Annotated in this window: 20 protein-coding genes; 10 read left to right on the top strand and 10 right to left on the bottom strand. The window is 69.2% G+C overall.

The window, feature by feature from the left end; translation table 11 throughout:
- Nucleotides 1-3270 (top strand): multifunctional oxoglutarate decarboxylase/oxoglutarate dehydrogenase thiamine pyrophosphate-binding subunit/dihydrolipoyllysine-residue succinyltransferase subunit (locus CXP56_RS10670; RefSeq protein WP_286900976.1); only part of this gene is annotated, 3270 nt, incomplete at its 5' end.
- Between the two features lie 390 nt (nucleotides 3271-3660).
- On the opposite strand, the gene CXP56_RS10675 is transcribed toward CXP56_RS10670, so the two are convergent.
- Together CXP56_RS10675 and CXP56_RS10680 are read right to left on the bottom strand one after the other, a co-directional pair.
- Nucleotides 3661-5220 carry a S8 family peptidase gene (locus tag CXP56_RS10675; RefSeq protein ID WP_353744545.1) on the bottom strand — a complete coding sequence of 520 codons (1560 nt, stop codon included), beginning with the start codon at nucleotides 5218-5220 and terminating at the stop codon, nucleotides 3661-3663.
- Between the two features lie 686 nt (nucleotides 5221-5906).
- Nucleotides 5907-7121: an NAD(P)-dependent malic enzyme gene (locus tag CXP56_RS10680; RefSeq protein ID WP_038045021.1), complete on the bottom strand. Its 1215-nt coding sequence runs from the start codon at nucleotides 7119-7121 to the stop codon at nucleotides 5907-5909.
- A 230-nt stretch (nucleotides 7122-7351) separates the two neighbouring features.
- On the opposite strand from CXP56_RS10680, the gene CXP56_RS10685 reads away from it, so the two are divergent.
- Nucleotides 7352-7966 (top strand): dTDP-4-dehydrorhamnose 3,5-epimerase family protein, encoded by a 615-nt coding sequence (locus tag CXP56_RS10685; protein WP_028847710.1) that lies wholly within the window; start codon nucleotides 7352-7354, stop codon nucleotides 7964-7966.
- Here the strand turns inward: CXP56_RS10685 and CXP56_RS10690 are convergent.
- Nucleotides 7947-8414 carry a hotdog fold domain-containing protein gene (locus tag CXP56_RS10690; protein ID WP_038045020.1) on the bottom strand — a complete coding sequence of 156 codons (468 nt, stop codon included), beginning with the start codon at nucleotides 8412-8414 and terminating at the stop codon, nucleotides 7947-7949. The two genes, CXP56_RS10685 and CXP56_RS10690, sit on opposite strands and share 20 nt — an antisense overlap.
- 74 nt (nucleotides 8415-8488) lie before the next feature.
- On the opposite strand from CXP56_RS10690, the gene CXP56_RS10695 reads away from it, so the two are divergent.
- Nucleotides 8489-8974 carry a GNAT family N-acetyltransferase gene (locus tag CXP56_RS10695; protein WP_028847708.1) on the top strand — a complete coding sequence of 162 codons (486 nt, stop codon included), beginning with the start codon at nucleotides 8489-8491 and terminating at the stop codon, nucleotides 8972-8974.
- Nucleotides 8975-9002: 28 nt separating this feature from the next.
- Here CXP56_RS10695 and CXP56_RS10700 read toward each other — a convergent pair whose 3' ends face one another.
- The gene (locus CXP56_RS10700; protein WP_156899205.1) at nucleotides 9003-9416 is read right to left on the bottom strand and encodes a hypothetical protein; all 414 of its coding nucleotides are present in this window, start codon (nucleotides 9414-9416) and stop codon (nucleotides 9003-9005) included.
- A gap of 505 nt (nucleotides 9417-9921) precedes the next feature.
- On the opposite strand from CXP56_RS10700, the gene CXP56_RS10705 reads away from it, so the two are divergent.
- Together CXP56_RS10705 and CXP56_RS10710 are read left to right on the top strand one after the other, a co-directional pair.
- The gene (locus tag CXP56_RS10705) at nucleotides 9922-10845 is read left to right on the top strand and encodes a diacylglycerol/lipid kinase family protein (protein WP_028847707.1); all 924 of its coding nucleotides are present in this window, start codon (nucleotides 9922-9924) and stop codon (nucleotides 10843-10845) included.
- A gap of 318 nt (nucleotides 10846-11163) precedes the next feature.
- Nucleotides 11164-11415, top strand: a complete 252-nt coding sequence (locus CXP56_RS10710; protein ID WP_028847706.1) for a WhiB family transcriptional regulator — start codon at nucleotides 11164-11166, stop codon at nucleotides 11413-11415.
- A gap of 171 nt (nucleotides 11416-11586) precedes the next feature.
- Here CXP56_RS10710 and CXP56_RS10715 read toward each other — a convergent pair whose 3' ends face one another.
- Nucleotides 11587-13077, bottom strand: coding sequence for a sensor histidine kinase (locus CXP56_RS10715; protein WP_286900978.1), 1491 nt, complete (start codon nucleotides 13075-13077; stop codon nucleotides 11587-11589).
- A gap of 72 nt (nucleotides 13078-13149) precedes the next feature.
- On the opposite strand from CXP56_RS10715, the gene CXP56_RS19140 reads away from it, so the two are divergent.
- Nucleotides 13150-13224 (top strand): 50S ribosomal protein bL37, encoded by a 75-nt coding sequence (locus tag CXP56_RS19140; protein ID WP_425426135.1) that lies wholly within the window; start codon nucleotides 13150-13152, stop codon nucleotides 13222-13224.
- Nucleotides 13225-13229: 5 nt separating this feature from the next.
- Here the strand turns inward: CXP56_RS19140 and rsrA are convergent, their stop codons facing one another.
- Together rsrA and CXP56_RS10725 are read right to left on the bottom strand one after the other, a co-directional pair.
- On the bottom strand, nucleotides 13230-13544 hold the full coding sequence (gene rsrA, locus CXP56_RS10720; protein WP_028847704.1) for a mycothiol system anti-sigma-R factor: 315 nt from the start codon (nucleotides 13542-13544) through the stop codon (nucleotides 13230-13232).
- Nucleotides 13541-14149 carry a sigma-70 family RNA polymerase sigma factor gene (locus tag CXP56_RS10725; RefSeq protein ID WP_028847703.1) on the bottom strand — a complete coding sequence of 203 codons (609 nt, stop codon included), beginning with the start codon at nucleotides 14147-14149 and terminating at the stop codon, nucleotides 13541-13543. The genes rsrA and CXP56_RS10725 overlap by 4 nt, the downstream gene beginning before the upstream one ends.
- 280 nt (nucleotides 14150-14429) lie before the next feature.
- Here CXP56_RS10725 and ybaK point away from each other — a divergent pair, with 280 nt between their 5' ends.
- Complete coding sequence (gene ybaK, locus CXP56_RS10730; protein ID WP_028847702.1) at nucleotides 14430-14906, top strand: Cys-tRNA(Pro) deacylase; 477 nt, start codon at nucleotides 14430-14432, stop codon at nucleotides 14904-14906.
- Between the two features lie 178 nt (nucleotides 14907-15084).
- On the opposite strand, the gene CXP56_RS10735 is transcribed toward ybaK, so the two are convergent.
- The 3 genes from CXP56_RS10735 to CXP56_RS10745 form a co-directional block, all read right to left on the bottom strand.
- A complete protein-coding gene (locus CXP56_RS10735) occupies nucleotides 15085-16359 on the bottom strand; it encodes a cytochrome P450 (RefSeq protein ID WP_479267659.1) in 1275 nt (424 codons plus the stop codon).
- 106 nt (nucleotides 16360-16465) lie between these two features.
- Nucleotides 16466-17074 (bottom strand): alpha/beta hydrolase family protein, encoded by a 609-nt coding sequence (locus CXP56_RS10740; RefSeq protein WP_028847700.1) that lies wholly within the window; start codon nucleotides 17072-17074, stop codon nucleotides 16466-16468.
- On the bottom strand, nucleotides 17071-17847 hold the full coding sequence (locus CXP56_RS10745) for an SOS response-associated peptidase (RefSeq protein ID WP_028847699.1): 777 nt from the start codon (nucleotides 17845-17847) through the stop codon (nucleotides 17071-17073). Before CXP56_RS10745 ends, CXP56_RS10740 begins: the two co-directional genes overlap by 4 nt.
- A 49-nt stretch (nucleotides 17848-17896) precedes the next feature.
- On the opposite strand from CXP56_RS10745, the gene rsgA reads away from it, so the two are divergent.
- From rsgA to CXP56_RS10760, 3 genes are all read left to right on the top strand, one after another.
- Nucleotides 17897-18913, top strand: a complete 1017-nt coding sequence (rsgA, locus tag CXP56_RS10750) for a ribosome small subunit-dependent GTPase A (RefSeq protein ID WP_286900985.1) — start codon at nucleotides 17897-17899, stop codon at nucleotides 18911-18913.
- A 108-nt stretch (nucleotides 18914-19021) separates the two neighbouring features.
- Nucleotides 19022-19888: an SCO4651 family lipoprotein gene (locus CXP56_RS10755; RefSeq protein ID WP_286900986.1), complete on the top strand. Its 867-nt coding sequence runs from the start codon at nucleotides 19022-19024 to the stop codon at nucleotides 19886-19888.
- Nucleotides 19889-20017: 129 nt separating this feature from the next.
- Nucleotides 20018-20980 carry an SCO4651 family lipoprotein gene (locus tag CXP56_RS10760; protein WP_286900987.1) on the top strand — a complete coding sequence of 321 codons (963 nt, stop codon included), beginning with the start codon at nucleotides 20018-20020 and terminating at the stop codon, nucleotides 20978-20980.
- Nucleotides 20981-21858: the final 878 nt, after the last annotated feature.

Below are 21858 nucleotides of genomic sequence, written 5' to 3' on the forward strand. Positions count from 1 at the left end.
ACCGCCACCAGCGTGCGCGCCGTGCCCGCGAAGCTGATGGCGGACAACCGGATCGTCATCAACAACCACCTCAAGCGCACACGCGGCGGGAAGGTGTCGTTCACGCACCTGATCGGCTACGCTATGATCAGGGCGCTGAAGTACTTCCCGAACATGAACCGGCACTACGCCGAGATCGACGGCAAGCCGCACGTCGTCACGCCGGAGCACGTCAACCTGGGCCTGGCCATCGACCTGAAGGGCAAGGACGGCTCCCGCAACCTGGTGGTGGCCTCCATCAAGGCCGTCGAGGACATGTCGTTCTTCGAGTTCTGGCAGGCCTACGAAGAGGTCATCAGCAAGGCCCGCAATAACAAGCTGACCGCGGACGATTTCGCGGGCACCACGATCTCGCTGACCAACCCGGGCGGCATCGGGACCAACCACTCGGTGCCCAGGCTGCAGAAGGGCCAGGGCGCCATCATCGGCGTCGGGGCGCTGGAGTACCCGGCCCAGTTCGAGGGCACCAGCGAGAAGACGCTGACCGACCTGGGCATCTCCAAGATCATCACGCTGACGTCGACCTACGACCACCGGATCATCCAGGGCGCCGAGTCGGGCGAGTTCCTGAAGAAGATCCACCAGCTGCTGCTCGGCGAGGACAAGTTCTACGACGACATCTTCACCTCGCTGCGGCTGCCGTACGAGCCGGTGCGCTGGGTGGAGGACATCCCGGACGGCGACGTCGACAAGACCGCCCGGATCATCGAGCTGATCGACGCCTACCGGATGCGCGGCCACCTGATGGCCGACACCGACCCGCTGAACTACCGCCAGCGCAGGCACGAGGACCTGGACATCCTGTCCCACGGCCTGACGCTGTGGGACCTGGACCGCGAGTTCGCCGTCGGCGGTTTCGCGGGCAAGCAGCGGATGAAGCTGCGCGACGTGCTCGGCGTGCTGCGGGACGCCTACTGCCGCACGGTCGGCGTGGAGTACCAGCACATCATCAACCCGGAGGAGCGGCGCTGGCTGCAGGAGCGGATCGAGGTCCCGCACCCGAAGCCGTCGCCGGGTGAGCAGAAGTACATCCTGTCCAAGCTGAACGCGGCAGAGGCGTTCGAGACGTTCCTGCAGACCAAGTACGTCGGCCAGAAGCGGTTCTCGCTGGAGGGCGGCGAGACGGTCATCCCGCTGCTGGACACCATCCTGGACAAGGCGGCCGAGTACGAGCTGGACGAGGTCGTCATCGGCATGCCGCACCGGGGCAGGCTGAACGTGCTGGCCAACATCGTCGGCAAGCCGATCAGCCAGATCTTCCAGGAGTTCGAGGGCAACCTGGATCCCGGCCAGGCGCACGGCTCCGGCGACGTGAAGTACCACCTGGGTGCGGAGGGCAAGTACTTCCGCATGTTCGGCGACGGCGAGACCAAGGTGACGCTGACCGCCAACCCGTCGCACCTGGAGACGGTCGACCCGGTGCTGGAAGGCATCGTGCGCGCCAAGCAGGACCTGCTCAACAAGGGCGAGGACGGGTTCACCGTGCTGCCGGTCCTGCTGCACGGCGACGCCGCGTTCGCCGGCCAGGGCGTGGTGGCCGAGACGCTGAACCTGGCCATGCTGCGCGGGTACCGCACCGGCGGCACGGTGCACGTGGTGATCAACAACCAGGTCGGCTTCACCACCGCGCCGGAGCACGCCCGCTCGTCGCAGTACGCCACCGACGTGGCCAAGATCATCGAAGCGCCGGTGTTCCACGTCAACGGCGACGACCCGGAGGCGGCCTGCTGGGTGGCCAAGCTGGCGGTGGACTACCGCGAGCGGTTCCACAAGGACGTCGTCATCGACCTGATCTGCTACCGGCGCCGCGGCCACAACGAGGGCGACGACCCGTCGATCACGCAGCCGCTGATGTACGACGTGATCGACAAGAAGCGCAGCGTGCGCAAGACCTACACCGAGGCGCTGATCGGGCGGGGTGACATCTCGCTCGAGGAAGCCGAGACCGCGCTGCGGGACTTCTCCAGCCAGCTGGAGCACGTCTTCAACGAGGTGCGCGAGCTGGAGAAGCACCCGGTCAAGGCCAGCCCGTCGGTGGAGAGCAGGCAGCAGATCCCGGCCCAGGTGCCCACCGCGATCGACCGCAAGACGATCGAGAGGATCGGCGACGCGTTCGTCAACCTGCCGGAGGGTTTCACCCCGCACCCGCGGGTCAAGCCGGTGCTGGAGCGCCGGTACAAGATGTCCCGGGAGGGCAACGTCGACTGGGCGTTCGCCGAGCTGATCGCGTTCGGCTCGCTCGCCATGGACGGCAGGCTGGTGCGGCTGGCCGGGCAGGACTCGCGGCGCGGCACGTTCACCCAGCGCCACGCGGTGCTCATCGACCGCAAGACCGGCGAGGAGTACGCGCCACTGCAGCACCTGAGCCCCGACCAGGGCCGGGTGATGATCTACGACTCGGCGCTGTCCGAGTACGCCGCGGTCGGCTTCGAGTACGGCTACTCGGTGGCCAACTCCGAGGCGCTGGTGATGTGGGAGGCGCAGTTCGGCGACTTCGTCAACGGCGCGCAGACGGTCATCGATGAGTACATCTCGTCCGGTGAGGCGAAGTGGGGCCAGGTGTCCGACGTGGTGCTGCTGCTGCCGCACGGCCACGAGGGCCAGGGCCCGGACCACACCTCGGGCCGCATCGAGCGGTTCCTGCAGCTGTGCGCCGAGCACTCGATGACGGTCACCATGCCGTCCACCCCGGCGAACTACTTCCACCTGCTGCGCAGGCACGCGCTGGACGGGGTGAACCGGCCGCTGATCGTGTTCACGCCGAAGTCGATGCTGCGCAACAAGGCGGTGGTGTCGCAGCTGGAGGACTTCACCGGGGACTCGAAGTTCCTGTCGGTGATCGACGACGCCGAGGTGGACCCGGAGAAGGTCACCAAGGTGATCCTCACCTCCGGCAAGCTGTACTGGGAGCTGCGGGCCGAGCGGGCCAAGCGGGACCGGTTCGACGTCGCGCTGGTGCGCATCGAGCAGTACTACCCGCTGCCGAAGGACAAGCTGCGCGCGGCGATGGCCCGCTACACCAAGGCCGAGCGGGTCGTGTGGGCGCAGGAGGAGCCGGAGAACCAGGGCGCGTGGCCGTTCCTCGGGCTCAACCTGCCGCGGCGGCTGCCGGACGCGTTCCCCAAGCCGCTGGACCTGGTCGCGCGGCGGCCGATGGCGGCGCCCGCCACCGGATCCAGCAAGGTGCACGAGGTGGAGCAGAAGGCGCTCATCGCCAAGGCATTCGAGTGAGCCGCATGCGTTGGTGCCACTGGTGGCCGGTCACGCCGAGCGTGGCCGGCCACCGGCGTTCCGGGGTGGCAGCCGCTGGTTGCGGGCCGGTCGTCCCAAATGAGGACGGCCGTCCTTTCATCCGATGATCGTCTGGTCAAAATTGCTGACCGAACGGTAAGGTCGTGGCAGCCGGCCACCCCCCAGGGCTGGCAGCGCCCCGGTGTCCCCTCCCCCCTCGGCGCCGGGGCTTCTCTTTTGCCGGCTCATGGCGGCAGTCCCGGATGGCAGCGGCCGAGCGCCGGCGCGGTGGTCCCCGGCCCGGCTGCCCCGCCCGGCTGCGGCGACGACAAGCCGCTGGCCCCCCAGTCACCTGGGAGGCCAGCGGTGCAACAGGGAGGAGACCTCAGCTCAGGCCGTGATGCTCCAGCTGTCGATGTATCCAGTGTCGCCGCGGTAGACGTCCCGCACCCGCAGCTTCCAGCTGCCGTCCGCGCTGTGGGCGGACAGGTTCTTGGTGTAGGTCGTCACGACGTTGTCCGCGCCGTCCCAGATGCTCGCCGACTTCAGGTTGATCACCGCGCCAGTGGGCGAGATCAGGTCGATCACCAGGTCACCGCGGTAGGTGTGCTTGATGTCCACCGAGATCTTCGCCGACGACGACGCGTTCCGCCCACAGTTGGACAGGGTGATCGTGCTGGTCACCGCGCTCCCCGCGTCCGGGATGCTGACGTCGGTGGTGTTGCTGCCGCTGCACGAGCCCGGCTCCGGCTCCGGGTCGGTGTTCCCGTCGCTGCCGGTGTACAGCAGCACGTTCGGCGAGCCCGAGCCTGGGTTGCCGACCTTGCCCTGGGTGCCCTGGGACACCAGGTGGTCACGGACCGCCTGAGGCGAAGCGGACGGGTTGTCGGCCAGGTACAGCGCGGCCGCGCCCGCGACGTGCGGCGTGGCCATCGAGGTGCCGCTGATGGTCCGCTCGTCGGTATCCGACCCCATCCAGGCCGACGTGATGTTCGAACCCGGCGCGAAGATGTCCAGGCACGGGCCGACGTTGGAGAAGTCGGACCGGGCGTCGCTGCTGGTGGTCGAGCCGACCGTGATGGCCTCCGTGGTGCGCGCGGGCGAGGTGTTGCACGCATTCGCCCCGTAGTCGTTGCCCGCGGCCAGCGCGTAGGTCACGCCATCGTTGATGGAGCGCCGCACCGCGTCGTCGACCGCCTGCGAAGCCGGGCCGCCGAGGCTCATGTTCGCCACCGCGGGCTGACCGGACTGGTGGTGGCTGGTCACCCAGTCGATGCCGGCGATCACTCCGTCGTAGGTGCCGCTCCCGGCGCAGTTGAGCACCTTGACCGCGATCAGCTTGACGTCCTTGGCCACGCCGTAGGTCTCACCGCCGACGGTGCCCGCGACGTGCGTGCCGTGACCGTTGCAGTCGGTGTTGTTGCTGTCCACGGTGTTGGTTCCCCACGTCGCCCGGCCTTCGAAGTCCCGGTGCGAGGTGCGGATACCGGTGTCGATGATGTACGCGGTGACGGTGCTCGCCGTGGTGGAGTAGCTGTACTTGTTGTCCAGCGGCAGGTCACGCTGGTCGATGCGATCCAAACCCCACGACGGCGGGTTCAGCTGGTCCGCCGCGACCGACACGCGCTGGTTCTGCTCGACGTACGCAACCGACGGATCGGCGGCGAGGCGCCGCGCCGCCGACTCGCTCATCTTGGCCGCGTACCCGCGCAAGGCGTGTTTGAACGTGCGGGTGACCTTGGCGCCGTACTGATCGGCATGCTCGGACGCCTCCGCGGCGGCCGAGACACCGTCCTTCAGCACCACGATGTAGCTGCCCTCGATGGCGTCCGGGCTGTTGGCGTTGAGGATGGCGCCTTGCTCGGCGGACGCGACCGCCGGGCCGCCCAGCGCGGCAAGGGCCGCGGCGGACGCCACCACCGCGGCCTTGGTCCCTTTCGACCGTCTCACTGTTCCTCCTAGGCAGGGCAAATGCGTGCCGTGCGGGCCCACATTTCCAGGGGGTGATCACGTTCGGTCGAACGTGGTGATCGAGACTAGGTCTGCGCCGTTGCGGCAAGACAGTCCTTGATATGCGGACTGTTCTGTGTACGTGGCTCGCCCGATTGGTCGTTTCCGCGCCGAACACGCGGACGGCGATCATTACCCAAGGTCACACGCGGGCTACGCGCCGTTCGTGCCGGCCGCCACGGGGGTTAAATGTGAAAATATTCCGCAGTCGCTGCGAGTGCGTCCCTCGGTGCTGGCGCCAGCGCCGTGGTGCGCTACTCCGAACGGAGTAGTGCAACAGGTCCAGACGGATCAGTACCGAAGCTCTGACTTTCTCGCGATCGATCCCGAAGGAAGCCTGCGGGCGTCGCCAGGGCTCTCAGCCATCATGCCGAAGGACCGGGTGCAGCTGGGACCTGCCGGGCAGACAGCGCAGCCGGCCAGCCGGACCCCGCCGGGCGGACAGCGCGGCCGGTCAGCCGGACACAGCCGGCCGACCGCGAGCCGAAACCACAGCAGCGCTGGGAGAAACCACGGCGACACCCGGAGAAACCACCGCGACGCCCAGAGAAGCCATGGCGACGCCGGGGGCTGGACGCCCGGCGAGCGGCACGCTCGGCCTGCGCGCGTCCAGCCCCGGCCGATGCTCACGCCACGCCGGATTCCCTGGCTGCCTGGGCAACCGCCGCTGCGACGGCGGGGGCCACCCGCGGGTCGAGCGCGCTCGGCACGATCTTGTCGGGGGCGAGCTCGTCCGCCGCCACCGCGGCGATCGCGTCCGCGGCGGCCAGCTTCATCTCGTCGGTGATCGCCCGGGCGCCCGCGTCCAGCGCACCCCGGAACACGCCGGGGAACGCCAGCACGTTGTTGATCTGGTTCGGGAAATCGCTACGCCCGGTGGCCACGATCGACGCGTACTGCGCCGCTACCTCCGGATGCACCTCCGGGTCCGGATTGGACAGCGCAAACACGATCGGGTCGTCCGCCATCGTCTTCAGCAGCGTCTCGTCGATCGTCGCACCGGACAGCCCGATGAACACGTCCGCGCCGTCCAGCGCCTCGGGCAGCCCGCCGGTCAGGCCCGCCTTGTTGGTCGTCCAGGCCATCTCCTGCTTCACCGGGGTCAGACCGTCCCTGCCCACGTGGATGATCCCGCGGGAATCCAGCAGCGTGATGTCTCCCACACCCGCGGTGAGCAGGATCTTCGCGCAAGCGACCCCGGCAGCCCCCGCGCCGGAGATCACCACCCGCTGCTTGCCGAGATCGCGGCCGAGCACCCGGTTGGCTCCGCGCAGCGCGGCCAGCACCACGATGGCCGTGCCGTGCTGGTCGTCGTGCATCACCGGGCAGTCCAGCGCGTCGATCAGCTTCGCCTCCAGCTCGAAGCACCGCGGGGCGGCGATGTCCTCGAGGTTGACCGCGCCGAACGACGGCCGCAGCCGCACCAGGGTCTGCACGATCTCGTCGACGTCGGTGGTGTCCAGCACCAGCGGGATCGAGTCGAGCCCGCCGAACGTCTTGAACAGCACCGCCTTGCCCTCCATCACAGGCAGCGATGCGCTCGCGCCGATGTCTCCCAGACCGAGCACGGCGGTGCCGTCGCTGACCACGACCACCAGCCGGTGCGCCCACGTGTAGCGTGCGGCCAGCCGGGCGTCCTCCGCGATCGCCTTGCTGACCTGGGCCACGCCCGGCGTGTACGCGATGGAGAGGTCACGGGAGCTGGAGATCGGCCTGGTCGCCGCTACGCCCAGCTTGCCTCCCTGGTGGCCGGCGAAGATGTCCTCGCTGGTTACGGGCGCGCCGCCCGTAACGGGTCCAGGGGCAACGGCGGGGCTAGCAGTCTTCCAGCTGATCTCCATGACGAATTCCTGTCATCAGTACGACATCAGTACGACACGAATGCGACGACGCCGGAGTGGGTCCGGCGTACGGGATTGGCACTCGTGCGGTCAGAACGCGCGCGGCCCGGTGTGGTGACACCGCATGCCGCACGGCGCGGAAGATGTCCGGGGCTGCATCTCGGGTCCGTCGCAGCGCCACCGGACACAGTGGGTGCGGTCCATTGTGACAGGTGTGCCACGCTGCTGGAATGCAGGTACGTGAACTTGCTGTTCCAGGAGCGTTCGAATTCACCCCGCCCAGCTTTCCTGACCGGCGCGGGATGTTCGTGGCACCCTACCAGCGCAAAGCGTTCGTCGACGCGGTGGGACACCCGTTGCGGATCGCGCAGACCAACCACAGCGTCTCCAAGCGAGGCGTGATCCGCGGTGTGCACTTCGCCGACACTCCACCCGGTCAGGCGAAGTACGTCTACTGCGCGCACGGCGAGGCGCTGGACGTGATCGTGGACCTTCGTGAGGGGTCCCCGACGTTCGGCGTGGTGGACACCGTGCGGCTCAGCAGCGAGCGGATCAGCGCGGTCTATCTCCCCGAGGGCCTTGGGCACGCCTTCGTGGCGCTGGCCGACCACACGGTGATCGCCTACTACTGCAGCACCGAATACAACCCGCCCGCCGAGCACGGTGTGAATCCGCTCGACCCGGAGCTGAACCTGCCGTGGCCGCCGGAGATCGATCCGGTGCTCAGCGACAAGGACCGGTCCGCCCCCACCCTGGCCCAGGCCCGCGAGCAGGGGCTGCTGCCCAGCTACCAGGCCTGCATCGAGTGGTACGAACACTTGCGCGCTACCTCTTCCGCGGAGTGATCCAGAGGGTGATGACGGCCTCGGTGACCGGCCGCCCGTCGGTGCCGTAGACGGTCACCGGGACCGGCAGGTCGAACCCGGCAGGGCCGAACGCGGGCAGCTCGTCGAGCGTGGCGACCGCCCGCAGCCTGGAGCGCGCCTTGGCGACGTAGCGCACGGTCATGCTTTTCGGCAGCCATCGGTGACTGCTCGGCACGGTGGCCTCCGCCAGCATGCCCATGGCCACCTCGGCCAGATTGCACGTGGCGATGGCGTGGAACGTGCCGATGTGGTTGTGCACGCCGAACCACTTCGGCGCGGTCACCTCGGCCCTGCCGGGCTCCATCACCCGTACCGTCGGCAGCACGGTCGCGAAGTACGGTGCGCGAGCCATTACCGCGGCCGAGAACAACAGGCGGCCGCCGGGCAGCCGGCTGGCCGTGCGCCACAGGTCGAGGGTCCGCGGCATACCGGCCTCCTTGGTTACTCGCGGGTAGCTTACCGTTCTACGCGGCGCCGGGGCCGACGGCAAGACTGGAGGCCATGACCGTGATCCGATCGACAACCCCGGAAGACGTCCCCGTTGTCGTCGAGCTGGTGCACGAGCTCGCCGCGTACGAGAAGGCTCCGCACGAGTGCCTACTGACCGCCGAGCAGCTGCATGCGGCGCTGTTCGCCGACAATCCCGCGTTGTTCGGCCACGTGGCCGAGGTCGACGGCCGCGTCGTCGGATTCACCCTGTGGTTTCTGAACTTCTCCACCTGGCGCGGCGTGCACGGCATCTATCTGGAGGACCTGTTCGTGCGCCCCGAGTACCGGGGCCGGGGCATCGGCAAGGCCTTGCTGGCCGAGCTGGCGGCCGAATGCGTGCGCCGCGGCTACGCGCGGCTGGAATGGTGGGTGCTCGACTGGAACCCGGCGACGAAGTTCTATCGCGCACTCGGCGCCCGTCCGATGGACGAATGGACGGTGTACCGGCTCACCGACGAGCCGCTGAAGGCGCTGGCCGCCGAGCGAGCGGGCGGCTAGTCCCGCCCCTGACTGACCCGCGCCGTGGTCAGCGCTCCGCGCCGTCCTGGGCCGCCCACTCCCGCGACGGGGCGCGGAACAGCAGCACGAGCAGCAGCACCCCCAGGACGACCACCGGGACACCCAGCTCCGGCCGGGCCGACGGGCCCGCGGCGTACCAGCCGATGCCCAGCATCAACACCGCGATGACCACGGCGGGCGAACGAGCCCACTGGTGACCGAGCAGCAAACCGGCGCCGCAAGCCAGCAACCCCACGCCGAGCAGGGCGTAGTAGGCGGCTTCACCGTAGATGTTGTTGCCGCCCATGGCGGCATCGCCGGACAGCGCGGCCACGACGAGCACGATCGCGAACACCAGTGACGCCAGGCCGGGCAGAGCGGCGATCACGCCCGCGGCCCGCACCGCGCGCGGAGCTGGTCGGAGAACATCGGCCAGTCGCACCCTGGGCCCCTTCCGGTATGTGACCGAGACCACCCCACTCGGCACACGGACGACACTCTGCGTGAGCGTCACCGATGGTATGCCACCCACTCGGCCGTTTCCTCACCGCGGCCGAGACGTCATGATCTGATCAACGTCGGTGGGTTCCTCCGCCCGCCGACGCGGCTGGTGACCGCCTTCTTGTGCTCCGCGGTCGTCTCGCGGTCGTCAGCCACCGGCGGGTCGGCGGTCGCCGGGTGCAACCCGTCGGCGGACAGGGAGGACGAGGACGAGCAGGCGGGTGCCACACCCGCCCGGAAAGGAGCTGGTGGCCCGGGAGTAGCTCGCGAACCGGTCGACTTCGTGAACGCGCCTGGGCAGGGCTCCAGGCACGTCGGTTGTGGGCTGCGTGCGCCTGGTGCGCACACCTGTCGGCTGTGCCCGCGAGTGCGGGCGCAGTGTGGGATAGGCCTCGCGGCCTGCGCGGAGGCGGCGGATGTCCTCTGTCGGGCCGTACGCTGCCGTCATGCGCGCAGTCCTGGTTGTGAACCCGCAGGCGACTGCCACGACGCCGGGCGGCCGAGACGTGCTCGCGCACGCGCTGGCCAGCGAGGTGAAGCTCGAGGTCGTCGAGACGGCCCACCGCGGGCATGCCACGGCCATCGCCGCCGCCGCCGTTGCCGACGGCGCCGGGCTGATCATCGCCCACGGCGGCGACGGCACGGTGAACGAAGTCGTCAACGGGCTGCTCGGCGGTGCCGAAGTGGCCGGTGAGCCGCGCACGGCGCCGTTGTTCGCGGTGGTTCCCGGTGGGTCCGCCAACGTGTTCGCGCGCGCCGTCGGCTATCCACGCGATCCCGTCGAGGCCACGCACGTCCTGCTCGACGCGCTGACGTCCGGGCGCAGGCGCACGATCGGGCTCGGCCGGGCCAACGCACGCTGGTTCACCTTCAGCGCCGGCATGGGCTGGGACGCCGACGTCGTGGAAGGTGTGGAAGGCAAGCGCGGCAAGCGGACCAGTCCGCTGCTGTACGCGCGGGTGGCTGCCGCGGTCTACCTGCGGCCGCCGCACGGCAGGCACACCCTCCGGCTCGAGCTGCCCGGCCGGGAGCCGGAGATCGTCCGCACCGCGTTCGTCTCCAACACCGACCCGTGGTCGTACTTCGGCCCCCGCCCCATCAGGCTGAACCCGGAGTGCTCGTTCGACACCGGACTCGGCGTCTTCGCGTTGCGCAAGCTCGGCTTCTTCGGGGTGCTCCACCACTTGCGGCAAGCGCTGAACGGCAAGGGACGTCAGCGTGGCCGTCATCTCATCCGCGCCGACGACGTCACGAAGGTGCGCATTCACGCGGAAAAACCAGTAAACTTGCAGGTTGACGGGGATCTGGTCGGTGAGCGTACCGACGTCGAGTTCGTCAGCGTTCCGCAAGCCTTGACAGTGGTCGTGTGACAGCGCGGCTGTCGCACGTCGTCGCGCGGAACGGCGAGCCGACCGTCGGCGAGTGATCGGTTCGGCGAACCGGTCCCTACCACTCGTCGCAAACTCGGCTCCGCTCACCGCACCGTTTTCCCGGCTTTCTCTCCCAGCGAGGAGAGAAACCGCAGGTCAGAGGGGTTGCCCTTAAGGGTGAGTTCGCTCACCGATGGTGAGAAAACTCTTGCCCGTCGCTGCGGTTCGTGAAAGCATTCACAAGCACCCGAAATACGACCGCCATTCGAGACGACCGTGGCGCGGCTGTTCCGCGTCGCCACGAAGGAGCACATCACCATGGACTGGCGCCACCGCGCGGCCTGCCGAGACGAGGACCCTGAGCTGTTCTTCCCCGTAGGGACGAGCGGTCCTGCGCTCACGCAGGTGGCCGCGGCCAAGGCCGTGTGCCACCGCTGCCCCGTCGCGTCCGACTGCCTGGCTTGGGCCCTGGCCACCGGGCAGGACGCTGGCGTGTGGGGTGGCATGAGCGAGGAAGAGCGGCGTGCGCTCAAGCGTCGCCGGGCTCGTATCGGCAGCACGAGCTTCTGACGGAAGCGACACAGGCTTCGACAAGCCTCCCGCAACGGAAAAGAGCCGGCACCTCCTCCCGGGTGCCGGCTCTTTCGTGTGCCCGCAGACCGGCCAGCGACGCCGCACGGGCACACTCCCGACTGCCCCAACGCCGGGTGCACCACCGGCGTCCGCTGCGCTACCCACCGGCTAGCTTCGCCACGTCAGCGGTATCCGCAGCTCAGCCTCCGTTCCGGACGGCTCGCAGTTGCGCAGCGACAGCGACCCCCGCAATTCCGACTCGATCAGTGTGCGCACGATCTGCAGGCCCAGTCCTTCCGCCTGTTCAAGCGAGAAGCCGGGCGGCAACCCGCGCCCCTCGTCCACGATGGACACCTCGAGCCACCGGGCCGACCGGGCAGCCCGCACGGTCACCTTGCCCGGCTTGCCCCGTTCGAACGCGTGCTCGGCGGCGTTCTGCACCAGCTCGGCCAGCACCATCACCAACGGCGTCGCCAGGTCGGCGGCCACCACACCGAACGATCCCTCCCGGACCAGTTCCACCGGCGACTCTCCTGCCGTGGTGACCTCCGACAGCATCGGCAGCACCCGGTCCAGCAGCTGATCCAGGTCGACCCGCTCGTCCAGCGACATGGACAGCGTCTCGTGCACCATCGCGATCGACGACACCCGGCGCACCGAGTCCTCCAGCGCCCGCCGGGCCTGGTCGCTCTGCGTGCGGCGGGACTGCAGCCGCAGCAGGGCGGCCACCGTCTGCAAGTTGTTCTTGACCCGGTGGTGGATCTCCCGGATCGTGGCGTCCTTGCTCATCAGCGCCCGGTCCCGGCGCTTGACCTCGGTGACGTCCCGCACCAAGACCAGCGCCCCGGCCGGGGTGCCCGCCGGACGCAGCGGAAGCGCCCGGAACAGCACCACGGCACCACGCCGCGACTCCGCCTCGACCCGGGTGCCGGGCCGCCCTTCCAGCGCCTCCAGGATGCGGTGGGAGACCTCGGTGGCGTCGAACGGATCCGCCAGCAGCGACCGGGTCAAGGGCGCCAGCCGGGTCCCGACCAAGTCGGACTTGTGCCCCATGCGGTGATAGGCGGACAGGCCGTTGGGGCTGGCGAAGACCACCGTGCCGGACGGATCCAGCCGGATGAACCCGTCGCCCACCCGCGGGCTGCTGTGCACGTCGGTGTGCGAGCCCTCGTGCGGGAACGTCCCGTCCGCCACCATCTGGCACAGATCCGACGCGCCCGCCAGATAAGCGATCTCCAGCGAGCTGGGCACCCTGGGCACGCTCAGGTTCGACTCCCGGCTGAGCACCGCAATCACCTGGTCCCGGAACCGGACCGGGATCGCCTCCCGGCGCATCAGGATGTCCCCGTTGGACAACCGGGGCTCCTCCTCGCGCACGATGCGCCCGGTGCGCAGGGCGACCGCGAGCTGGGGGTGCTCGCGCTCGTCGACCCGGCTGCCGACGACGTCCTCGGGATGCGCCGTGGCACCGGTGGTCGGCCGGGCTTGCGCGACGCACGCGAACTGCGACTCGCTGCCCTCGATGGGCACCCACATGAGAAAGTCCGCGAACGACAAATCGGCGAGCAGCTGCCATTCGGCCACCACCATCTGCAGGTGGTCGGCGGCCTCCCCGGACAACCCGGTGTGCTCGGCCAGCAGCTCGGCAAGCGTACTCACGGCACTCCCCTGAATCGACGCACGACGACTCGTGTCAGACTAAGTCGTCCGAAAACCACGAGGAGTACATGGATGTCGAAGCGAGCTCGTAAGCGCCGTGGCCGCAAGAAGAAGAACGCCAACCACGGCAAGAAGCCGAACGCCTGAGTGAGCTAGTCCTCACGCACCTCGACGGTGCCCTCGCCGGCCGCGTCGGACTTCTCGGCGCCCGCCAGGTGCGCCTCGCGAATCTTCGCGCGCAGCCGCTCCTTGAGCTTCTGCGGGGCGTGGTCGCCGCCGCACTTGCGCGCCAGCAGCTGCTTGAGCCCCTCGGAGATGCCGTATTGCTCCAAGCAGTCCGGGCAACCGTCGAGGTGCCTGCGTAGTTCGGCGGCGTGTTCCTCGTGGCACTCCTTGTCCAGCAGCAGATAGACCTCGGCGAGCACGTCGGAGCAGTTGGGCCGGGCGTCAGCGCACTCGTCGCTCATCGCTTCGCCACCTCCACCCCCTGCTTGATGAAGCCCCTCTCACGAGCCACGTCGGCCAGCAGCTCGCGCAGCCGACCGCGGCCCCGGTGCAGCCTGGACATCACCGTACCGATCGGTGTGCCCATGATCTCGGCGATCTCCTTGTAGGAGAAGCCCTCGACGTCTGCCAAGTACACCGCCAGGCGAAAATCCTCCGGAAGGCGCTGCAACGCGTCCTTGACGTCGGCGTCCGGCAGCTGCTCCAACGCCTCCACCTCGGCCGACCGCAGCCCGCGCGACGTGTGGCTCTCGGCCTGCGCCAGCTGCCAGTCCGTGATGTCCTCGGCCGGCTGTTGCAGCGGCTGACGCTGCTTCTTCCGGTACGAGTTGATGTAGGTGTTGGTCAGGATCCGGTACAGCCAGGCCTTGAGGTTCGTGCCCTCCTTGAAGGACGCGAACGCGTTGTAGGCCTTCAGGTAGGTTTCCTGCACCAAGTCTTCGGCGTCGGCCGGATTGCGGGTCATCCGCAGCGCGGCCGAGTACAACTGGTCCAGCAGCGGTAACGCGTCCCGCTCGAATCGCTCGGCGAGCTCGATGCGTTCCGACTCGGTGATCTGACTGGGCAAACCGGTCCTTTCCGTTGCCGCTTCCGGCCCGCGGCGCGCCCTGCGCTGGCACACCCCCGGACCCGTCCCCGGGCTCGCCGACGACGGTGCCGAGGATACGCGCGGTGTGGCCGGTCCGCGCCTCGAAGCACGACGTGATAGCCCACGGACTGGACCGGGCGACCGGGTTTCGGTGAACACGCCTGGTGCAACGGTTCACGGCCGCGCAGAATTCCCGCGTGCTCACGACCCGCGGGACACGTTCCGGCAGTGGCGCGACGCTGTCGTAGGCTGCGACGCCATGGCGGGCAAAGGCACTCCGGCCACCACGTTGCTGGCCAAACGCAAGATCAACCATTCGGTGCGCGCCTACCAGCACGATCCCGCAGCGGAGTCGTACGGCCTGGAAGCGGCCGAGGCACTGGGCGTCGAGCCCGACCGGGTGTTCAAGACGCTGGTCGCCGAGGTCGACGGCAAGCTGACCGTCGGCGTGGTTCCGGTCACCCGGAAGCTGAACCTCAAGGCGCTGGCCGCTGCCGTGGGCGGGAAGCGGGCCAAGATGGCCGATGCGGCCGCCGCGCAGCGGGCGACGGGGTACGTGGTCGGCGGGATCTCGCCGGTGGGCCAGCGCAGCCGACTGCCGCTGGTCGTGGACACGTCGGTGCACGACTGGCCGACGATCTATTGCTCGGCGGGCAGGCGTGGGCTGGAGATCGAACTCGCCCCGCACGACCTGATCGCAGTGACCGGAGCCTCAGTGGCGGCGATCGCCGACTGACCCCAGCAGGCACGAACACCTCGGCAAGGAACGCCAGAACCGGCGACCAGACTCACCCCGCACGACCCCATCACCGCGACCAGAGCCCCAGCAGCGGCAATCGCCAGCTAACCCCAGCAGGCACGAACACCTCGGCGAGGAGGGCGCGAGTTCGGTGCCGGTGCCGGACCGACGCCGGTCAGCTCGCCGGGTGCAGGACCGCAGGCAGCGACTCGACGCCGTAGACGATGGAAGCCTTGCGGAACTCCAGCTCTTCCTCCGGCGTGGCCAGCCGCATCTGCGGGAAGCGCTGCAGCAGCGCGGGGAAGGCGGCTCGCAGCTCCATCTTCGCCAGTTCGGCGCCGACACACCGGTGCGGTCCCCAGCCGAACGCCAGGTGCTGCGTCGGCTCCCGCGTGGCGTCGAACTTCTCCATGTCCTCGCCCAGCGACTCGTGCCGGTCGGCCCCGCTGAGCGAGACGACCACCATGTCCCCTGCCTTGATCAGCTTGTCGCCGACCTGGATGTCCTCGCGGGCGAAGCGCGGGAAGGCGACCTGCACCACGGTCAGGTAGCGCAGCAGCTCCTCGACGAACCGGTGCACCGCCGGGTCGTCGGCGCTGCCGTTGCTGACGATCTCGCGCGCCTGCGGGTCGCGCAACACCACCATGGTGCCCAGCGCCAGCATGCTGGCCGTGGTCTCGAACCCGCCGGTCAGCACGCCGTCGGCCAGCCCGGCCAGCTCCCGGTCGTCGATGTCGTCGCCGTGCTCCCGGATGATCATGCCGAGCAGGTCGTCACCCGGGTTCTTGCGTTGCTCGCGCACCACGCCGAGCAGGAACTCCAGCGACTCGGAGATCGCGTCCAGCGTGCCCATCGTGCCGCCGATCAGGTCGAACCGCTGCATGGCCAGCCGCTGGAACTCGTCCCGCCTGCCGTAGTCGACGCCGAGCAGGTCGCAGATCACCAGCGACGGGATGGGCAGCGCGAAGTGCTCGACGAGGTCGACCGGGCGGCCGTCCTTGCCCGCGGCGTCCATCTCGTCCAGCTGCCGCTTGATGATCGCGTCGATGTTCGGGGTCAGCCGCTTGAGCCTGCGCGCGGTGAACTCCGGCTGCAGCATCTTGCGCAGCCGCGTGTGATGTGGCGGATCGGCGAATCCCAGGCCGCCGGGGTTCTGCTCGGCGGTGGCGCCCGGTGCCTTGCCGACCAGGTTGCCGAAGTCGTTGCTGAACGCCTTGGCGTCGCTGAGCACCGCTCTGGCCTCCGCGTAGCCGGTGACCAGCCAGATGGTCACGCCGAACGGCACCGGTAGCTTGCTCACCGGCTCGCGACGGCGGATCTCCCCCAGCTCGGCGACCGGGTCGAGGCCGTTGCGCCGCAGCGGCACCAGCGCCGCTTCGGGCAGCTTCTCCAGATCGAACCCGCGGCGGCTGGCCCTGGCCAGGTACAGCCGCGTCAACCACGAAGTCAGTTTCGACTTGATCCGCAACACACCTCGACCGTAGTCGCACGGGTCGTCGCCCTGCCAAGGGGATGTCACCTGAGCGTGCAACGTCACGATCGGCGTTCGCCGGCCTTCACTGCCGCACGCGAACCACCCGGCTCAGCCATTCGCCCACGTAGCGGGCGACGGCAGGCAGATCCGCGAACCGCGAATGATTGCCCCGGACCACGTGCACCTCGTGGTGCGGGCCCGACTCGGGGCACCCGAAATGGTCCGCGTCGCCCTGCACCACCAGGGTGGGCACCTGCACGGCGTCCAGCTCGGGCTGCCTGGTCGCCTTCCGGTTCCACGGCGGAATCACCGGGAACGCCAGGCACAGCACGGCGATCGCGCCGCCCGCTTCCGCGGTACGGCACGCCACCCGGGCACCGGACGACCGGCCACCGAACACCAGCGGAGCGCCGCCGAACCGTTCGCCGACGACGGTCGCGACGGCCAGCCAGGCCTCGTCGAGCCGTTTCGCCGGAGGTGGGGTGCGGCGACCTGCCACCCGATACGGCTGTTCGACCAGCGCCACGTGTACCCCGGCCTGCTGCGCGGCTCGAGTCACCGCGACCAAGTCGTCAGCCGTGATGCTGCCGCCCGCACCGTGGCCGAGCAGCAGGCAGGCCGATCCTTCCTCGGCGACATGCAGTTCGGCGGCCGCCACACCGGACGGCGTGTCGATCTCGATGCGTGTCATGCCGAGTTGGGCGCGTCGAACAGCGCCGGTTCGTCCAGTTGCTGCGCCGGGTCGACACGTTCGATCAACTCGGGGCCGTTGTTGCGGACGCTGTTCACCCGGTTCGACACCGGCCGCAGCTCCAGCTCGTCCACCAGCTGCAGCGGCGGCGGCTTGAGCAGCTCGGCGACGTCGTCGACATCCGGGTCGAGCCAGTGTCCCCAGGCGTCCCTGGGCAGCACCAACGGCATCCGGTCGTGGATGTCGGTCAGCGGGCCGACCGCGTCGACGGTCAGCACCGAGCAGGTGACCAGCGGCGGAACGTCCCGTCCGGCCTGCGGATCCCGCCACGTCTCCCAGATGCCCGCGAAGGCCAGCGACGAGCCGTCCCTTGTGGTCATGTAGAAGGGCTGCTTGGCGTTCTTGCCGAGGCGCTGCCACTCGTACCAGCCGTCGGCGGGCACCAGGCAGCGGTGCCGCTTGAGCGCCTTGCGGAACGCGGGCTTGCTGGCCGCGGTCTCCGCCCGCGTGTTGATCATTTTGGCGCCGATGGACTTGTCCTTGGCCCAGAACGGGATCAGGCCCCACCGCATCATGCGCAGCTGTCGCTGCGGGGGCTCGTCTTCGAGCACCGTGCCGTCGGCGTCGCGCGGATGCCGCTCCACGACGGTGACGACGTTCTTGGTCGGCGCCACATTGTGGTCGGGACGCGCCTGGCCTTCGGTGTTGTCGGCCGCGTCGAACTCCTTGACCAGGGTCGCCGGATCCTTCGTGGCGGCATAGCGCCCGCACATCGCGGTCCTCCTCTGCTTGAGGTGGCCTTGGCCGCTTATCGTAACCACCGTGCGCGACTGGACCAGATTGGACGAATCCGACGTGCGGGTTCGTCCTGGACGTGGTTCCCGGCCGCGTAGCAAGCGGCGTCCCCGGCACGAGGACGCCGTCACCGCCATGGTGACCGCGGTGGACCGCGGTCGGTGGACGTGCGCGATCGACGGCGACCCCGGTCGACGGGTCGTCGCCATGCGTGCCAGGGAGCTGGGCAGGACCCCGATCGTGGTGGGCGACTCGGTCGCGCTGGTGGGCGACATCAGCGGCAAGCCGGGCACGCTGGCGCGCATCGTCCGGGTGCACGACCGGCGCAGCGTTCTCCGGCGCACCGCCGACGACACCGACCCGTACGAGCGCGTCGTGGTCGCCAATGCCGAGCAGCTGCTCATCGTGACCGCGCTGGCCGACCCGCCGCCCAGGACCGGCTTCATCGACCGTTGCCTTGTCGCCTGCTACACCGGCGGGCTGGAGCCGGTGCTGTGCCTGACCAAGGCGGACCTGGCGAGCCCGGACCAGGTGCTGGAGTACTACGCCGATCTGAACGTGCGCACGCTGGTGACCAGTGTCGATCAGCCGCTGGACGAACTGACCGAGCTGCTCGCCGGGCGTGTCACGGCGCTGGTCGGCCACTCGGGGGTCGGCAAGTCCACGCTGGTCAACCGGCTGGTCCCGGACGCCGATCTGGCCACCGGGGAAGTCAGTGCCATCGGCAAGGGCAGGCACACGTCGGTGGCGGCGGTGGCCCTGCCGTTGCCGGGCGACGCAGGCGGGTGGGTCGTCGACACCCCCGGCGTCCGGTCGTTCGGGCTGGCCCACGTGACCGCCGACGACATCGTCCTGGCGTTCGAGGAGTTCGCCGAGGCGGCCGAGCACTGCCCGCCGAACTGCGGCCATCTCGGACCGCCCGCCGACCCGGACTGCGCGCTGGACGCGCTGGTCGGTGAAGGGGCCGTGCCCGCGGTCCGGCTCGGGTCGCTGCGCAGGCTGCTGGCGTCCCGCACCGGCTCTGATGCCGTGGCCGGACAGTGACAAACACGCTCAACTGACGCCTTCGGCAGGCATTTTGCGTAGTACCGGAAACCGACGCACCTTACTGCGCGTCACAGCAAGGCAAGCCACGGCGGAACAGGGGGCGGTATGCGCAAGGCGCTGATCACGGCAGGCGGGTTGGCACTGACGTTGATCATGGGCGGTTGCGGAGTCGGGGACGGCAAGTACCAGGACACCGCGAGCCTGGTGCGCGCCGCATCGGCGAGCACGGCCAAGGAGAAGTCGGTGGCCTTCACGGTGAGCATGCGGCTCGGGCCGATCGCGATGACCGGCGAAGGCGCCAGCAGCTACGCCGACGGCGAAGATCCCCGCAGCTGGGTGACCATGACGTTCGACATGAGCAGCGTGGGCATGGGCCTGGGCACGATGGAGTTCGAGGGCAGGCAACTCGGCGACGACTTCTACCTGCGGATGCCCACGGATCTGCCCGGCCTTCCCAGCGATCCCGACAGGCCGTGGTACAAGACGAGCCTTCCCGAGCTGCTGTCCAGCACGGGTATCAACGTCGACCAGTATCTGAAGTCCAGCGACCCCGGGACGATGCTCGACATGCTCAAGGAGTCCGGGGAGCTGGTGGACACCGAGACCGGGGTGTCGATCGGCGGCCGGACGACGACGAAGTACACCTTCGAAGTCGACTTCGACGAGGTGATGAAGAACTTCGGCACCAGCATGCAGGACCTCCCCGCGTTGGCGGAAGTCGACCTGGACGCCGTCCCGGTCGATGTCTACCTGGACGAACGGGACCTGCCGGTACGCCTGAACGTCGACATGCGCGAGGTCGTCGACGCCATCATGGACAGCGCAGGCGGGCAGCAGAACCTGCCGCCTGGCATGAGCTTCGACGAGGCCTATGCCCGGACGGACTTCACCGAGTGGGGCGTCGAGGTCGACGTCGAGCCACCACCGGCCGACCAGATCTCCGACCAACCGCTGCCGGGAGCAGGAGGGTGATGGGCTGATCCCCCGACCGGGCCCGGAAGGTGACCCCGAGTCGCCGGAGGATTCCGGGCATGAAAACCTGACGGGAGCTCGGATTCGTCGGATGATGACCAGACACGAGCAACAGGAGAGGGAGACCAGATGCGGAAGGCACTTATCGCCGCCGGCGCGCTGACCCTGGCGTTGACGGTCAGCGCCTGCGGCGACAAGGAGGGGGGCACCCCGACCGGCGCGGACAATCAGCAGAACACCAGCCAGAGCGGTGTTTTCAACGACGCGCAGAGCTTGATCAACGCCGCCAAGGAAGGCACGGCCAAGGCCAAGACGTCGAAGTTCAGCATCGAGATGGACATGGGCGCGATGCTGAACCTGAAGGCGGAGGGTGAAGCCGAGTACGCCGGCGAGGACAGCAAGGTGGCCATGACGTCCACCATGGACCTGAAGCTGCCCGGCATGTCCGGTTCCGGCGAGCCGCTGAAGATGGAAACCATCATGGTCGGCAAGACCATGTACATGCGGTTCGCGGGCGGCATGCCTGGTGGCGGGCCCGACACGGACAAGTGGATGAAGATGTCCATCGACCAGGCGGGCGCGGGTCAGTTCGGCCAGGGCTCGGAGTTCTCCGATCCGGCCAACACGCTGGAGATGATCAAGGAGAACGGCAAGATCACGTCCACCGAGCAGACCCAGGTGGACGGGCAGCCGGTCACCAAGTACTCGGTGGAGCTGGACTTCGGCGAGCTCGCGAAGAAGATGGGCATGGGCCAGCAGCTGCCGGACGGCGTCACCATCGACTCGGTGCCGATGGACGTCTACCTCAACAGCGACAACCTGCCGGTGCAGATCGAGGTCAACCTCGGGCCGGTGCTGGCGGACGTGGCCAAGCAGGCCAAGGAGGAGCTGCCGGAGGGCATGGAGTCGGCCAGGATGATCGCCAAGTACTCCAACTGGGGCGAGCCGGTGAACATCCAGGTCCCGTCGCCGGACCAGGTCACCGAGATGGAGCTGCCGGGCCTGGGCGGCACCGGCTCCACGCCGGGCATGCCGGGTGGCACGGGTTCCACCCCGCCGAGCGTGCCGGGCATGCCGAGCACGCCGAACTGATCGGCTTCTGATCGGCGACTGCACGACGAAGGCCCCGCACCCGCCGGTGCGGGGCCTTCGTCGTGCGTCTGCTGTGCGCGGTCGGCACGGCGGGCCAGTGGCCGACGTGGCAGATGGCCCGGGCGATCAGCCGAGCCGGGCGATCAGCTGAGCCGGGCGATCAGCACGGACATGGCTGGCTGCGGCGATGTCACCACAGCAGCAGGCCGCTGGGGCAAGCATTTGCCGTCCCGGTAGCCGCGTCTGCGGCCGGCCGCGGTGTACTGGCGCTCACCGGACCGGGCACGCCACTCCGACGGCACGGTGGCAACCGGACAGTGGCAGCCAGGCCAACTACCGCTGCTGGCAGCTCACCACCCTGCTAGGAGCTCGCCACCCTGCTGGCAGCTCACCAGCCTGCTGGCAGCTCGCCACCGGCTCACCGCCGGGCGGTCACGGGCCCGTAGCACGACACCCGGGCCGCGGGCCAGCAGGCAAGAGCCAAGTCGGCCACCCTCGATTGCCGACAGCGCGCCCCGGGGTCGGAGCTGACCGGCCACCGTCAGCACTGACAGCGCCACCAGGACCGGCCACCCATCCGACAAGCCGACACCAGGGCCGACCGGCAGACCAGCAACGCAACGCCCAGGCAGGCCGACACGCAGCACGGGGCCGCGAGCCGGTAACGCGACACCAAGCCGCGAGTCAGCAACACGACCCCCGGCCCGGAGCCGAGCCGGCCACTGTGATGCCAGGCGCGACACCAGGCCGCGAGCCGACAGGGCGACGCCGGGCCGGAGCCGGCCCGCCACCGCACCAGTCGCCGGCGCGGCGTCGACCAGAGCCGGACATCGACCGGGGCCGGCGATCCCGATCCGGCTCATCGCCCGATCGCCCAC

Source organism: Thermocrispum sp. (genome assembly GCF_002919275.1).
Taxonomy (GTDB): Bacteria; Actinomycetota; Actinomycetes; order Mycobacteriales; family Pseudonocardiaceae; genus Thermocrispum; species Thermocrispum agreste.